This is a genomic window from Fibrobacter sp. UBA7003 (assembly GCA_002449765.1).
Taxonomy (GTDB): domain Bacteria; phylum Fibrobacterota; class Fibrobacteria; order Fibrobacterales; family Fibrobacteraceae; genus Fibrobacter.
Window position 1 is genome coordinate 77192 of sequence record DJXN01000004.1, and the last position, 15663, is coordinate 92854.

A 15663-nucleotide genomic window follows, 5' to 3' on the forward strand; every position below is an offset into this window, starting at 1 on the left:
TATAGGCTCGTAGAGCCGTTCTTTCGTCTTAACTAGCAGGTCTCCGGCTTCATGAGCGGGAAGAGTTGAACGTCGCGGATGGTCTGCTGGTTCGTAAGCAGCATGACCATGCGGTCGATGCCGAAACCAACGCCGCCCGTAGGAGGCAGGCCACTTTCGATAGCGTGCATGAAGTTTTCGTCCATCGGGTGCGTTTCGCCTTCGCCACCGCGGCCGCGGCGCACCTGGTCTTCCAGGAGCTCACGCTGACGGATGGGGTCGTTAAGTTCGGTATAGGCGTTGCCCAGTTCCCATCCGTTAGCGTACGGCTCGAACTGTTCGATGAGTCCTTCGATGGTACGGTGCTTCTTGCAGAGCGGGGTGCTCTCAGTCGGCATGTCTTTGATGAACGTCGGCTGGATGAGCTTGTCTTCCACGGTGAGCTCGAACAGTTCGAGGATACCGCGGCCGCGGCTGAATTCACCGTCCAGGTGTCCGCCGAGTTCTTCCATCTTGGCCTTGATTTCGTCGTCGCTCATCTCGTTCACCTTCAGGCCGCCGAACTTCTCGATGGCCTCAATCATGCTGTAGCGGGGCCACGGTGCCTTGAAGTCGATTTCCTTGCCCTGGTAGTCAATCTTGGTGGTGCCGTTCGCCGCAATGCAGGCGCGTTCGTAGATGTTCTCGAAGTGCACCATCATGTCGTTGTAGTCGGCGTATGCTTCGTAGAACTCGAGGCCGGTGAATTCCGGGCTGTGCGTGCGGTCCATGCCTTCGTTACGGAAGTTCTTGGAGAACTCGAAGACCTTTTCCATGCCGCCCACGATGCAGCGCTTCAGGTAGAGTTCCGGGGCCACGCGCAGGTAGAGCGTCATGTCGCAAGCGTTGTGGTGTGTGGTGAACGGGCGGGCGTTCGCGCCACCGTAAATCGGCTGGAGCGTCGGGGTCTCGACTTCGATGAATCCCTTTTCAATGAGGTATTCGCGGATAGCCTGCAGAATCTTGAAGCGCTTGATGAACACGTCCTTCACGTCGTCGTTCAGCGCCATGTCGATGTAACGCTGGCGGTAGCGGGTATCCACGTCGGCAAACTCGTTGAACACGACCTTGTTGCCGTTCTCGTCGACCTTCTCTTTGGCGACAGGGAGCGGGCGCACGGCCTTACTGAGCATCGTCACCTTCTTCACGTGCACGGAGTACTCGCCCGTCTGCGTCTCGAACATGAAGCCGTTCACGCCGATAAAGTCACCGAGGTCGGTCATCTTGACGACTTCGTAGTTCTCCTCGCCCACCTCGTCGCGGGCGCAAACCACCTGGAGGCGGCCATAGCGGTCCTTCAGGTGCATGAAGCACATCTTTCCCTTGCGGTTGAAGCGGACCACACGGCCAGCGAAGGCGACTTCCTCGCCCGATGCCATCAGGGCTTCCTTGTTTTCCTTGAGCATCTTGGAATCGTGCGTGCGGTTGAACTTGTGCGGATAGGCCTCGATGCCCATTTCCTTGAACTTCGCAAGCTTCGCCAAACGAGCTTGCACCTGGTCATTCATGTCTTGCATTGCCATAATCGGTATCCTGTGATACAATCACGTGAAATTTTGAACGTGGTAAAGATAGAAATTTACGGTTTCTTTCATATAATACATGATCAAAACACGAATTGTTTCGCCTTTGTAAAAATCTTTTTCAGCACCATTTTGGCTCATTTTGGGGGTCTAATCCGTTTTAAGGATAGAGGCACTGCAATTCCGCAGTGTCGCCTACCCCCGTCGGCACATGTCGACGGAAAGGACATCTTCATGTCTAAAAAAAACAACACAGATAATGAACAGATTGTCGACTCGGTTATCCGCGACATCGCGTACGAATTCAACACCATCGTAGACTCCGTGAAGGACGACGAGAGCGGTTTCATTCATGACCGCTACTTCCGTTTCGCTTTTGCAGAACCCAAGCGGATGGCAGAACTCCTGACACTGTTCTCGTACCACAACCCCACGCTCAAGGCTTTCCTCGACACCATCGACCTCGGAAGCCTCCGCGGGGCGCGTGAGAACCATTCCACCGCAAAGCACACAGGCTCCGCAGACCTCGTATTCGAAGCGAATATCAAGGACGGTGGCGTGGCGGGCCTCTACGTGGGCATCATTGCCGAGCATAAGTCTAATAAGGATTCCTTGGTCATAACGCAGATCTCTGAATACTATCACCACCTTTTCCTCGAACGCAAGAAAGACGTTCCCGTGATGGCCTTTATCGTCTATAATGGTGAAGATGGCTGGGATCCGCTTTCCGAGAAGCGCTTTCCGGACTATCCCGAGTTCTATCACGACATCGGCTACCCCTTCAAGGTGGAATATCTGGATGTGGGCCATGCCATTGACGACGTGGATTTGAAGGGTGTTTCTCCCATCACCCTTGTCGCCCTGACGGCAATGAAGTATATTTGGGATGTGGAGAAATTCTCCATCTCTTTCCGCGAGGCGGCAGCATTCCTGCTCAAGAAGCAGAATACTGCCGAAGGGCGGGATTTCATCAAGCAGTCGCTTTCGTACTTTTTCTGGAAGTGGCCCTACAAAAGCGAGGCAATCAAGATGGACAGACCTGAAATCATCGCTAATAAGGGTTACGAAACCTTCGGTGAGCACTTCTTCAACAAGGGTGTCGCAGATACCATCAGTGTCCTCAAAGACATGGGGATGCCCGCCGAGAAGATTGCCGAAGTGCAAGCCCGGCTTGATGCAAAAAAATCGCAATAGCAAAAAAAATCAAGAGAATTTATTCTCTTGACCAACATTCATCAAAAAATATTGAGCAGGAAAATAATTTTTCCGCTCAATAATTATAAAAAAATGCATCGGGAACCTTCCTGCAGTCCGGCATCACCAGTCGGCGCGTGTTTTCCGATGCTTTAAAAATTATAGATTCTTTTCAAACAGGGAGCAAGAGGATTAGTCCTTGACGCAACGGACAGGGAAAGCCCATCTCTTTTCAAGCAATTCCAATGAGACTTTATCATTGGAACGTATTGCAAAAGCAAATACTTTGGTGGGATTATTGTCCCATATACTATTTTTATTTTCGCTAGAACTCCAAATAAATGCAGCAGACCCAAAGTTTAAAAATCTTTCGCCTTCTAACAATACATAATCACGAGCACCTGTTGGAAAAAGAGAAAAACCAACGGAGTCATCTCCATTTTTTCCATTATTCCACCCTTCAGCGGATTTAAGTTTTTTACCAATCAAGGTAATTTCGCCAACCTCACTGAGTAATGTTTCAAAATCGTTCTTACTTGGTAGACGCCATCCCGTTGGGCATACTTTCCCCAATACATCCCAAACATAATAGCGGCCATACTTTTCACAATTATCTTCATTCCCATCATAACAAAAGCTTTTTCTAAGCACCCAACCATCTTTGGGCTTGTAGTTAATATTTTCAGCCATCCAAACTTGACTTCCAATCGTCACAGTTCTGTATTTTTTTCCATCACGGGGATCCGTCAAAGTATTCTTCATTATATTATCTGGGCTAGATTTATTCTCCGCCATTCCAACACCTCCATTCTTGGTCGATGATGTTGGAAGAATTTTCCCAAAAAAATCATCCGCTTCATGCTCGACATCTTCCAACAAACCTACGGCATCGTCTTTTCGGGTGGTAAAACTTGCCACCAAATTGTTCATCGACGTTTCATATAGTTCTACTGTAAGCGTAAGTTGCTTACCAAACTTGCCCACTCTTGCCTGAGCCACATAATCAGCGGCAATATTCTTTCCTGTTTCAACAAGACAACTTCCCTCACATTCTTCAAGAACTTTTCCTGGCGGAAGCATTGCATTGATGTTTTCTCGAGTCATAATGATATAGCCCATATACGCAGGTAAGACTACCTTAGCCCTATCTCTAAGTTTGTCCGTAAGGAATACTTTTTCCGAGCGTCCTATAACATCCTTTTCTGACACAGTTTCCAACACAGCAACATGAGTCGCTGCAAAGGATATTTCCGCAAGCAGAGAAACAAACATTACCAACAACACTTTTGAAAAATATTTTGATTGTTTTTCTTTTATCATAACGATCTTCATCGTTTATTCTTTTTTTTTAAGGAATGTTATTGGGCATGATGCCGACTTGTCGAAGAAGATCTATTGGGACAGCGATTGCTTCTCCAGATACAAAATATTCCAAATTCGCATCATATACATCATTGCCCTCAATATTTGCGTCAATGAATGTTGCATTTGGGTCACCAATCATTGTTGTTTCAACAAAATCCATGTCGCTATCTTGCGGATCAGCAAGCCATCCCACAAAGGCATGACCAGGAACAAAAATGACAAAAGTTTTAAAACCTATACGTTCCAAAACCGAAGCGAACAACACGGCCGTTTCAATACATATACCTTGTTTTTTTCGAAGGGTTTCCGTAGGATAGTTGACCCTTTGGCCCAAGCTTCCCGCACCGTCATTTTCTACATATTTAATATTTCGCGATTGAAGGACTTCAAAGACAGCATTAATGACCAACATTGAATTTATTGCCTTCGAATAATCTGGGAAATAAATTTCTTGATATACGGCAAGTTTTCCATCTGGAAGCTTTTTTGCTACTTCGTCAACAATTCTCGATATGGAATCCGCCATCGGTGTTACCCAAACGCCAATCCACATTCTCTTGTCCGGAATCGCTTCGTTCGAAAATATTTGCATTGGGTGGATAGTTATGGATTTAGACTCTGAATAGAATAGTATCTTGTGATCATTTTCAAGTGCGTAGACTTCTACCTGACGAAAAGTCGGCTTAGGAGTTTGCAATGAATATAAAGCAAAATCATCAAATTTAAATGATGGCGAAAGAACAATTTTTGAATTAGGTTCAACAACTCCCGTAGTGGTTATTGTATCAGTAAAATCAGGAATCCATGTTTTGACCATAACCTTCTTAGGATTACAGACATCAATGGTTGTGTTACAAGAATCTGTTATAAAAATAGGGAATGGGGACTGAATTGTTATGGAATCACCATTTTCATCAGCAATAGGAAAATCCTTATACATTAGCGAATACTGATTTGCGTATGCACCATAGATTTCATCCATACCATCATCCTCTGCATACAATGTTCGTATCACGCTTTGTCTGTAAATATCGCTATAAACACTGTCATAGAGTTTGATATAAAGTGAATCATAATCCGCCTGTTTTAAACTATCAATAAGTGCTTGTCGAGCAGAATCAATCCATGCTTCGCTGAATGAACTATCAAAACGGGACTTATAGGCCGAATCTATATAGCTCTCCCCATAGAGGCTGTCAATGAGTGTCTGCCGCACCGAGTCCAACCATGCTTGACCAAAAGCCTTGTCAAATAGCTCTTCATTAACAGAATCTACATAGGCATCTCCGTAAAGGCTATCAATAAGTGCTTGACGAGTTGAATCCATCCAAGCCTCGCCAAAAGCCTGATCGAAAAGGTTTTTGTAAACAGTATCGATATTGGGAGCTGTTTTCACGCTATCCCAAAGAGAAGCAGAGATTTCTTTTCGTATTGCGTTTGCAAGGGAATCTAAGTTCACAACGGCGTCCCTGCCATCCTTACCATTTGTGCCTGGCAACCCATCCCTACCATCGCGTCCGTCAGCACCAGCTATTCCATCCTTGCCATCGGCTCCCGAACAGGCCACCATGCAAAGGCTTAAAGCCACAGTAATCAAAACTAGAAGTTTATTGAAAAACTGGAAGTAATGTTTTTCCACAGCCATAATAGCCTCCATTGTTTAAACTTATGGAGTTTGTCCCTGTCAGCAACGAGCCGAGCCATTTAAAAACAAGAAAAGGCGTAGATCGCTGCATTTACCTGCGTGGGGCTCTCGACTGCCTTTAAGCGATAAACGCAAACGACCCACGCCCCAAACGGGCGACAATACTGTAAAAATACAGTTTGCCGAAACACGCAAAAACAAACCGCAAAAAGCGGCCTGACAAACGCATTTACGTGAGCGTTCGCCTTGTCTACGCTTAAGGAAATTGTCGAGATTTCACACAGAAGACAAGAGCAAAAACTCTATTTCACTCAAAAAATAACATAAAATAGCACCAATTGATATGTTTTCGTCGTAAAAAAGGCCGTAATGAAAGAAAAATCACACATTTTACTTATTTTTACACATTCCAACTTGGAATAGGTGCACTCCAAAATTTCTATTTTTCTGCCCGAAATTATGTGGCGGCAGCCCCTTTCAAAAAGGAAAATTTTTTATGGCAGGCTCTACTTACGAAGTTGAAGACAAGACTCTTATAGAACAAATTAAATCCGACGCTCATAGCGCAGCCTTACAACTCATCGAAAAAGCGCACCTGACAAGCGGCCAAATCGTCGTTGTCGGCTGCAGCACGAGTTCAACACTCGGAAACAACATCGGGAGCCATTCCGTACCAGAAGTCGGCAAGGCTATTTTCGAAGGCCTACAATCCGCATTCAAGCCAAGCGGCATCTTTATCGCGGCTCAATGTTGCGAACATCTGAACCGCGCGATTATCATAGAGCACGCCGCAGTCCCGAATGCAGAAATCGTGAACGTAGTTCCACAACCCAAGGCGGGAGGCTCATTCGCCACCGCCTGCTACGCCGCATTCGAGCATCCGGTCGCAATCGAGCACATCAAGGCCGATGCCGGACTCGACATCGGCGGAACACTCATCGGAATGCACCTCAAGGAGGTCGCCGTCCCCCTACAGCTTACGCAAAACCACATCGGCAAAGCAATCCTGCTTGCCGCCCGCACACGTCCGAAATTCATCGGCGGGGATCGCGCGCACTACGACGAAAGCCTCAAGGACGGCTATCCGAAATTCTAGAGTTCCTTGTGACGGTGCATGGCACGGATATTCTTCGGCAACACTTCCTTGTGCCACTTGATCCACTCGTCATAATAGATATATTGCCGTTCGCGCTGGCGAAAGACTCGGCCATGAACCGTGCGGCGTCCATTTTTGACTTCCACAGGAATCACCACATGCAGGCACTCATGATAAACGACGCCCGCGACAGCGTATAGCGGACAATTTGCGGCATCGTAGCCACGGCTGATGCTTATCAGGTGGAAATTTTCGCCCGTTATCGGATCCTTGCGTACGGAATGGAAGCTCAAGCCCCCCACACGATTACTCCAGGTAATACGGCAAGTCAGCTGTTCATCGAAATACGTATGGTTGATGGCGGCGAGCACGTCGTCGAGATTGAAGTAGCGGCCGCGCGGCTTGATTGGCGGAAGACGGCATGTGTTTTCGAGCGGGGAATCGCCCCGGTCCACCAGCACCTGATCGACAACTTCCCAAAAACGGGCAACAAGGTCCTTGACAATGGCCTTGTTCTTCTGCGTCTTGCGGCGGACTGCATGCTCCGCCCACTCGGCAGCAAGTTCGCGAGCAGCGGCAAATTCCGGCGCACGCATATATTCCGGGAGCAAGACTTCCGGATGCCCGAAAAGAAAGCCGGCCTTGCAGCGGATGCTCCTTTTCATGCGGCTGTTATACTTGAAATGGACAAGGCCGTTCGCAGAACACTTTCCCGAAGGGCGCGGAGCAAGGGATTCCCCCTGGACATCGGCCTTCGGGGCCATGTTCAGTTGCGCGAAAAAATCCAACTGTCCTTCCGTTTCGTTCAACCTAAAATTCCTTCGTATGCATTTAGCGAAAGCAACCCGCCGAAAAAGCTTTCGGGAAGGTCGAGCGCCGCATAGTGTTCAGAAATTCCGAGCAGGGCCTCCTCGATGTTGTCCGGCAGGTACACAATATAGCTTTCGTTCAGCTCGGTCTGGAGGGTTTCCGGCTTGCAATAGCAAGGTTCCGTCTGGCTAAAGTACATCCGGCACGAGACGGGGCGGAAGGCGTATTCTCCGCAGTCCCCCTTTGCATCGGAAAAGGGACAGGGCGTCCACATCGAAAAATAATCGTGAAGCGCCATGTCCTCGGCTGCATCCTCGGAATCGACCTCGCCCAGCCTTTTTACAAACAAATTATTAAAATTCTCCGAGCGGCCCAGACACGCCTCCATGATGGTGATGAGGTCGCCGCGCTTGCGGATTTCCTGATACAGGTAAATGAGTTCGAACGGTTCCACCGACATGGGATAATGGTGGCAACAGTTTCCGCAGGCGGGCCTGCACTGGATAGGCTTTTCCTGCTGCGGCAACACGGCCTTGAGATACTGGTCGTAGGCAGCGTGGTAGGCCTTCGTGAATTCAACTATCCGGGGGAGCTCCTCGCGCAGGTTGTCGGGACCGACAGCCTGCGGGCGCCCGAGCCTTGCGGCGAGGGCGTCCAGGCGATCCCTTTCCGCCCCGAGGAGCGAACCCATTTTCGCCTCGGCAATGCGGTATGCCCTCGTGGGGAAATAGTCTCTACAAAGTTCCATCGAGCACAAATATATCATTAACACATGAAATTTGTCCTTTTTTTCGAAAAAAAAGAAAGATTTGACATATAAATGAGTCGATTCTTCCTCATGCCCGAGCCAAAATCTTCCAAAGAAATTTATTTTTTGCTTATCGAATTCATTCAAAAAATTTGTTTTTTGGAAGTTGGATTTATGAAACGATTTAAAAGATTCTGGTTGTGTGCGACTGCGGCCCTAGCCATAGGGATTGCCGGTTGCAACCTGTTCAACCCCACGGAAAATGCCGACATCGACGACGACGATGTCGATGCCCTCACCTACGAGGCCTACATCCATTTCCGCAATGCAGAATACACCATCGCAAGGGAATACTTCGAAAAGGTGCTCAAGGCGGATTCCACCGTCTCCGAGGCGTGGTACGGCCTTGCCAAGTGCGTGCTGAACCAGCAGGGGCTGAACGTCTTCGAAATGCTCAAGTACGCAAACGCAAAGGATGGCCAGAGCGCATTCCTGGAAATGGACGATTCGACCGCAAACCACTACAAAACCGCAATTACCGCAGTCCTGGAAGTCCTCGACCCGTTCATTGAAAGGGATTCCACCGGAAGAACCGACGGAAAGGTGACCTTCAAGACCATCTCGGCAAGCTACACGGTACTCCACCTGACCAAGGCCGCCATCATGGTCCGCAACAACATCAACGACATAACAGGCCTGTTCAGTTTCTCGGACGGAGCCATGGACATCGACTGGAGCTCCCTGAAGGGTATGGGCGAATCCTCCGTTGAAATGTTCGAATCCATGGGCGACATCGGACATGCCATCAAGGCGGACCCGAGTATCGCGACCGAAGTCCTCAAGAGCTATGTTCCTGAAGCGGCTCTGCTCAGCGACTCCGGCCTCACGGTTGCGACCGAAGCCATGGCGACCTACATGATTACCGCGAGCGAAGCGGTCACAAGCAACGAGGACGCCATCATCGCTTACACAAGCATCGGTGACATGATGGACGGAGACGGAGACGGCTGCATCGACGAAGAAATCGCCGACAACTTCGACAACGACGGCGACGGCCTCGTCGACGAAGACATGCGCCAAAACCAGGCGATGGTTCCCGAAACGAACTTCCTGCAGCACCGCTTCGGCCAGATAGCATCTGTCAAGACCGCTGAAGGCTACGAAACGGTCGACATCGACATGAACGGAAAGGCCGCCGATGAAGGGGAATTTACCTTCGCCATCGAAGGTTCCAACGACCGCGACGCCCAGAACAACCACCTGTTCAAGGCATTCGCTGCGAACTTCGGTTTCGCCGAATCGGGCAATACGCTCGCAGAGAACATGAATCTTGCAAAGAAGGATAGGGACGTAAACAACATCAAATACGACCTCGCCTGGCGCAAGGCCAACATCGGCGGATGCTGGGCCAACTACGACGAAGAAATGTTCCTCAAATGGTTTGAAGGGAGGGACTAAGCGATGAAAAGAATTTTAGCGACACTCTTATGCCTCGGACTGGGGGCGGCGGTCTTTGCCGCCAAAGCCCCGACTCACCACTCGATGCGCGGCGAATCCATGGGTAACGCGCATGTGGCCGTAGTCGATGACAAGGAAGCCATCTACTACAACTACGCAGGCCTTTCCCAGATTAACCGACTAGGCAACTACGACAAGCGCCCGGAACAAGGCTACTACCCGCGCAACTTCATCGGCGATGCTCGACTGAACTTGGGCGGCGCGGGTCCGTTCGAAACCTACTTCTCCACCTACAACGTGGCGAAGGACCTGCAAGCCCTCTACCAGAACGTGGCCGACGCGGCCGAGGCTCTCGGCCTAAACCAGAACCAGCTTCTGATGGATACGCTTGCCTCGCACCCGGAACTCATCCATAAGATTAATTCCTACGACCACAAGTACCTCACCATGAAAATCAAGATGGATGCGGAACTCGCCATCCACGGATTCGGCGGTGCGGTCTGGGTGGACGGAAGCGTCGCCCCCTACCTCGACGGAGGCCTCATCCTTCCCTTCCTCGGCGTCGACACATTCTACGTCGACGGCGTGGTGCAGGGCGGTGTCGCCTACGGATTCACCGATAACCTCTCCGTGGGTATCGGTGCAAAGGCGGCGAAGCGCCACAAGGTGGAAGTCATCACCATCGACATCTTGAACTACGCCTCCATACAGGATACTCTCGAAGACCGCTACGACGACGCGACCCACAGCATCTTCGACTTCGAGTCCATCTCGTTCGGTCTTGACTTCGGCGTGCTCTACCAGCTGACCCGTGAATTCCGCGTGGGCGCATCACTCCGCGACGTGTACTTCAAGGAACTCGCCGGCGACAAGATTACCCCGAACCTGAGCGTGGGCTTCAACTATTCCCCGAGGTTCTTTAACAAGAACACCGGCTACGCACGCAAGTTCAACTTTGCCTGCGACTATGCAGACGCATTCAATTCGGAAAAGAACTACAAGCCCCTCTCCCACCTGAATTTCGGTCTCGAAGTGGAACAGACTCTGCTTGCCTGGCCCGGCTACAACAACGAGCTTCGAGCCCTGAGCCTCCGCCTCGCCGGCGGATTCAAGGGCGGTTACCCCTCCGCAGGCGTAAGCCTCGAAGTGCTCCGCGTCGTAACGCTCGAATTCGCGACCTGGGCCGAAGAACTCGGCTACTACACCGGTCAGGACGAAGAACGTATCTACATGGGACAGATTAGCCTCGGCTTCTAGCCTTTTCTAATTGTTCCAGCCTTAACTGACTAGCTTAAGATAACCCCCCGGTTTATGCCGGGGGGTTTTCGTATCAAATGACTTTGCCGGAAGCACCTGCATGCTCAGCGGGCAATAACAACCAGGGGTTACTTTCTGGGAACTAACTGCGGCCAGTAGTTTTCAGGCTTTTGATTCAAGTAAGTGAGGCGCGTCCAGGTATCGTCGCGGAAGCAGCCGCCCACCATGAGTTCGTCAAGTTTGCCCGTAAAACCGCCCACCTCGAAGTAGGCACGGACGCCGACAGAATCGCTCCTGTCAGAAGGTTCCAGCGAGAACGTAACCTTCGAATCGTCCCAATCGGATTGTTCCGGCGAGGCCGAAACCTTAGCGTCGTTCAGGTAGAACACCGTCTGTTCAAACGCACGCCTGCTGAACGCCACGTAAGTCCATTCGCCCGCCTTGATTCCGTCCGTGCCCGAAGCCCAGGAAACCTTGTAGCTCATAGTATCGAGTGCATCGGACGAATCGGCAACGTGGTAGACTTCCACGACAAAGCCCTTTTCGGGAACATAGAGCAGCGCGTATTCCTTCGCCTTCTCGAAGATGGTCTGCTCCTTGTCGAGCGCATCGAGTTCCACCCACGTCGAGAAGCAGAAGTATCCGTCTTCATCAAAAGACATGTTCACTTCGCGCGTCGTATCCACCCTGGCGGAGCTCTTGACATAGAACGAGCCTGCGGAATCCATTTCTATTCCTATTCCGACAACGCCTTCGGTTATCGCATCGGCATCGACCGAACCAAAAGCCGTGCCGTCAAAGTCCCCCATCTCGGCATAATCCGTCTGGGGAGAGACCGCATAGCCGAAATGCCACACCAGTGAGTAGCTTCGGTTCGTGGGGAACACATCGGACGCATAAGCCGGGTCTAGCAGCCCGTCATAAGAGAGTTCCAGCGAATCGGTCACGTTCAACGAATCCACCCTCACCCAAAGCACGGCCTGTTTGGATTCCACTCCGTATACGGGGGTCGCCAACTCGTGGAAGGATATCGGGAGCTTCTTGCTGCGGGAACCGTCCTTCGAGACACGCACGGCCTCCCAACGGCCCGTCATGTGCAGCAGCGAATCAAAATTGCAGTTTTCCTCTGTCAGGCGAAGTGCCACAGGGATATCGGTGACAACAGAATTCAACGAATCCACGCCCCCAGGGAGCGCAAGCGGAGCCACCCAAGTAAAGAAGACAGAATCATGTGGAATTATGACATCCGGTTCAATTAAGCTCGGGTACACGACTGTGAGCGTATCGCCCGGAACAACCTCGACATCCAATACAGAACCCCAGTAATAACCGTCAAAGTAAATCAGCAAATCAAGTTTACCAGCCGGCAAGCTGTCTACCACCAACTCATGATAATTACGAAGAGTCGTTTCTCTACGGATGGTCGTTCCCGGAACAACAACAACGACCTTATGTTCATTATAAGAATCCACCAATTCAAGCTTTACCACGCCCGGCGCACGCAGCGTATCGTTCACGGCAACGGAGTCATCTTCGGCAACCTTCACTCCCCGCACCAGCAGACGCTTGCCCGACTGTACGTGGTAAGCCTCGAGAGCGTAAGTCCCATCGGGCACGGAATCCAAGCGGTAGTGGCCGTCCTTGTCGGTCTCTGTAGAATATACGGCAGGGAGTTCCGCATCGGTCATGGCATCGTAGCTCTCGGGCACGCACTGAACACGCGCATGTGCGGCCGGCTTGCCGCCGTCCAACATCAAGATTCCCGCGAGTTCCGGAGAACCCGTTTCGGCGCTATTGCCTGCCGACTGACTATTGGAGGAACAACCCCAAAAGGCCGCCAAAGAGGCGACCGCAACAGTCAATATGGTTCCACGGAACTTCATCGATACCAATATAATTAAGTTTTTTTCAAAAAGAAATATTTATTGCAAATACCTGCATTTTATGGAGCCTGCCGTGGTGTATTCCACCACGATAACGCGAGCAGCAGGCATCCTTGCCGGTTTGCGTTCGCCAGCAAACAGCGGGCGCCCTTGCACGTCGAATATGCGGTAGTAGGCAGTTTCGGCCTCAGTCGCCCTGTTCACGCGTTGAGCAATCGAAGTCGTTCCGCTGCTGGATTCGACAACTTCGCCCGAAGAAGACTCCGTTTCGGCACTTGAAGAAGATTCGGGAGTATTCGGGTCCGTCACCACGATGCGGCCGCTCTTGACAAAGGTGGAATCGTTGTTGGTTGCCGTGACGGTAAAGGCGAACTCGCCCGCTTCCGCAGGAGTCCCGCTAATAGAAATCTTACGGTTTTCCTTGTCGATGCTAGTCGTAACACCCGCCGGGAAACCTTCAGGCACGACCGTCTCGGCGCCGCTCCAGGTGTAGCAGAAATCTACGATCGGCTCGCCCAGGTTAATACTCTGGCTGCTGGAACCAGCCCCGCACTTCACGACCTCGGGGTAAGCAGCCCCTTCAACCGTGAAGGTCACGAACGAAGACATCTGCGAAAGGCCCGAATTGTCCGTCACCACGGCGACCGCGGAATACACGCCCGGTTCAAGCCCGCTCGCGTTTACCTGGTAGGGAGCGCTTGTCGCAGAGCCGACCAAAGTATTGCCCACGTAGAAGGCGACACTTTTCACGGAACCGTCGTTGTCCTTCGCGTCGGCCTTCAAGGCAACCGTCGCACCCACTTCGAACTTCGCACCCGACGCAGGGGCGGTCATCGAGACCGTCGCCGCCTTGTTGCTCAGTCCGAAAGCCTGGTTGTATTCGGGCATCTTGCCGTAGCGGCCACCCACACCCGCGAGGCTCGGGATTTCTTTCGGGAGATTTGCCACGGTACGCTTTTCAAAACTGTAGCTCGGGTTGAACGTCGCCGCATTCGGAACGCCCTGCGTCACCGTACCGTTGTAGCGGTGCTGTTGCTTGGTCCCGCTCCCGAACGTGACTCCGCTAAAGTAAACGTAGCCGTTGTCGCCCCATTCGGCCAAATAACCCTGGCCGTTATCAATGTAGCTGTTCTCGTAGCGCACGTAGGCCTTCGCGTTTGCGCTGTGGCCGTTCGCACCCGCGATAAAGAAGCGGTTGTAGTCCACGTACTGGTTGTACAGATGCACCTGCGAACCATTGCTTTCGCCCGTCACCTTCGGCACGCGACCATAGGTATTGTGCCAGTAGTTGTTCGCGTATGTCAGATGAGCATCTTCGACAAGTGCCATGTAAGGATCGGTACCCCAGCAGTTGAAATCATTCGCGCCGTCAAAATCCAGGTAGCTGATAGTGGCGTCGTCCACGAATTCCATGTCCATGCCGTCACTGATCCACTTGTAGCTGATGTGGTCGGCCCAAAACTTTTTAACGTGGTTCGATGCGGAGCCCACCGTCTCGAGGCCGTCGCCGCCTTCAATCAAGTGCGGGTTCACATCGTAAATGGCGAGGTTGCGATAGATATGGTTTCCGGACCCTTCGTAGCTACGCACCACGATGGAGGCTCCACGCAGGTTCGCACCGCGACCCATGCCAACAAGGCTCTTGTTAGGCTTGGTGGTAATCCAGTTGCTCCACGCCTGCAGATTGTCCGATTCCTTCACGATTTCGAGTCCGGATTCGCCGAGGCTCGCGCAACTGTTCTTTTCGAAGGCGATACGGTAGAACTTGTTCGTCTTGCCCGTCACGCGGTTCTTCTCGCTGCATGTCGTGCGGCACCAGGTACGCCCGGCCGCATTCGCCTCGGTCACCGCATTGCGCATCCGTCTGAAGTCGTAAATACCTTCGGGCACAAGGATTGTCACCGCATCGTTACTCTGCATATGCTTACGAATAGTGGCGGTATCGCTCGCGATGACGATGTTACCCGCATCGCCGCCGGTGGTATTGGCGCCGAAGCCTTCGGCCTTCACGTTGAATGTGAAAAGCAGGACGGCCGTCGGGTCGGTTTCCGCGCCGCTCCAGATCCACTTGGCCTGCGTATTCGCGGCAAATCCCGTAAGGGCAGCCCCGCTCGGGAGCTTGTTGCTCGCATAGTTCAGGGTTGTCGCTCCACCCCACTGGCTAAGGTCACGACCCTTGTTTTTCCAGGAGTTATTGCCGACAGTCGGCTTTGCCTTCCAGCCGCTGCCGGAATAGTAAGATTTATCCAGATCGTCAATCTGCACCATTACGCCGGGAGCACCCTGGCCGTTCACGCCCACGACAGAAATCGCGTTCTCGCCGGGAAGGAAGGTCATCGGCACAAAGCGCACGCGGCCCGCCTGGTTGTCTTCGGCAAGGAGTGCCCCGTTATGGTAGAGCCTGTAGCCGCCATCCGCCACAATCCAGATTCCCGGGCCCTCGCCCGCATTGTATGTCGCGGCCACCAGCTGCGAACCCACCTTGTCGCCACCACCATAGGCGGCGTCGCCCGGAAGCGACACCACCTCGGAGGGGCTTATCGCCGCTGAGGCAATCCACACTCCGCACGCCACGACACCAAACACTTTTTTCATCATAATACACCCTTTCCCGGACAACGCAGACATTTGCGCAACTTTCTCGGGGACCATATAAAATCTACCTC

The 15663-nt window shown here is 51.7% G+C and carries 11 protein-coding genes; 4 read left to right on the top strand and 7 right to left on the bottom strand.

Annotated elements, in window-relative coordinates:
- Window positions 1-32: 32 nt before the first annotated feature.
- A complete protein-coding gene (gene lysS, locus B2952_RS02875) occupies window positions 33-1541 on the bottom strand; it encodes a lysine--tRNA ligase (RefSeq protein WP_290733878.1) in 1509 nt (502 codons plus the stop codon).
- 234 nt (window positions 1542-1775) lie between these two features.
- On the opposite strand from lysS, the gene B2952_RS02880 reads away from it, so the two are divergent.
- Window positions 1776-2735 carry an Rpn family recombination-promoting nuclease/putative transposase gene (locus B2952_RS02880; protein WP_290733876.1) on the top strand — a complete coding sequence of 320 codons (960 nt, stop codon included), beginning with the start codon at window positions 1776-1778 and terminating at the stop codon, window positions 2733-2735.
- Between the two features lie 192 nt (window positions 2736-2927).
- Here the strand turns inward: B2952_RS02880 and B2952_RS02885 are convergent, their stop codons facing one another.
- Window positions 2928-4067: a fibrobacter succinogenes major paralogous domain-containing protein gene (locus tag B2952_RS02885; RefSeq protein ID WP_290733874.1), complete on the bottom strand. Its 1140-nt coding sequence runs from the start codon at window positions 4065-4067 to the stop codon at window positions 2928-2930.
- Window positions 4068-4083: 16 nt separating this feature from the next.
- Complete coding sequence (locus B2952_RS02890) at window positions 4084-5745, bottom strand: hypothetical protein (RefSeq protein ID WP_290733872.1); 1662 nt, start codon at window positions 5743-5745, stop codon at window positions 4084-4086.
- 496 nt (window positions 5746-6241) lie between these two features.
- Here B2952_RS02890 and B2952_RS02895 point away from each other — a divergent pair, with 496 nt between their 5' ends.
- A complete protein-coding gene (locus B2952_RS02895; RefSeq protein ID WP_290723683.1) occupies window positions 6242-6841 on the top strand; it encodes a TIGR01440 family protein in 600 nt (199 codons plus the stop codon).
- Here the strand turns inward: B2952_RS02895 and B2952_RS02900 are convergent.
- Window positions 6838-7650, bottom strand: a complete 813-nt coding sequence (locus tag B2952_RS02900; protein WP_290733870.1) for a hypothetical protein — start codon at window positions 7648-7650, stop codon at window positions 6838-6840. The genes B2952_RS02895 and B2952_RS02900 overlap by 4 nt on opposite strands.
- Window positions 7647-8399: a YkgJ family cysteine cluster protein gene (locus tag B2952_RS02905; protein WP_290733868.1), complete on the bottom strand. Its 753-nt coding sequence runs from the start codon at window positions 8397-8399 to the stop codon at window positions 7647-7649. The genes B2952_RS02900 and B2952_RS02905 overlap by 4 nt, the downstream gene beginning before the upstream one ends.
- Window positions 8400-8573: 174 nt before the next feature.
- On the opposite strand from B2952_RS02905, the gene B2952_RS02910 reads away from it, so the two are divergent.
- Window positions 8574-9857 (top strand): hypothetical protein, encoded by a 1284-nt coding sequence (locus tag B2952_RS02910; protein WP_290723689.1) that lies wholly within the window; start codon window positions 8574-8576, stop codon window positions 9855-9857.
- Window positions 9858-9860: 3 nt separating this feature from the next.
- A complete protein-coding gene (locus tag B2952_RS02915) occupies window positions 9861-11114 on the top strand; it encodes a hypothetical protein (protein ID WP_173382773.1) in 1254 nt (417 codons plus the stop codon).
- Window positions 11115-11242: 128 nt separating this feature from the next.
- Here B2952_RS02915 and B2952_RS02920 read toward each other — a convergent pair whose 3' ends face one another.
- Together B2952_RS02920 and B2952_RS02925 are read right to left on the bottom strand one after the other, a co-directional pair.
- Window positions 11243-12997 (bottom strand): carboxypeptidase-like regulatory domain-containing protein, encoded by a 1755-nt coding sequence (locus B2952_RS02920; protein ID WP_290733866.1) that lies wholly within the window; start codon window positions 12995-12997, stop codon window positions 11243-11245.
- A gap of 39 nt (window positions 12998-13036) precedes the next feature.
- Window positions 13037-15595: an Ig-like domain-containing protein gene (locus B2952_RS02925; RefSeq protein WP_290733864.1), complete on the bottom strand. Its 2559-nt coding sequence runs from the start codon at window positions 15593-15595 to the stop codon at window positions 13037-13039.
- Window positions 15596-15663: the final 68 nt, after the last annotated feature.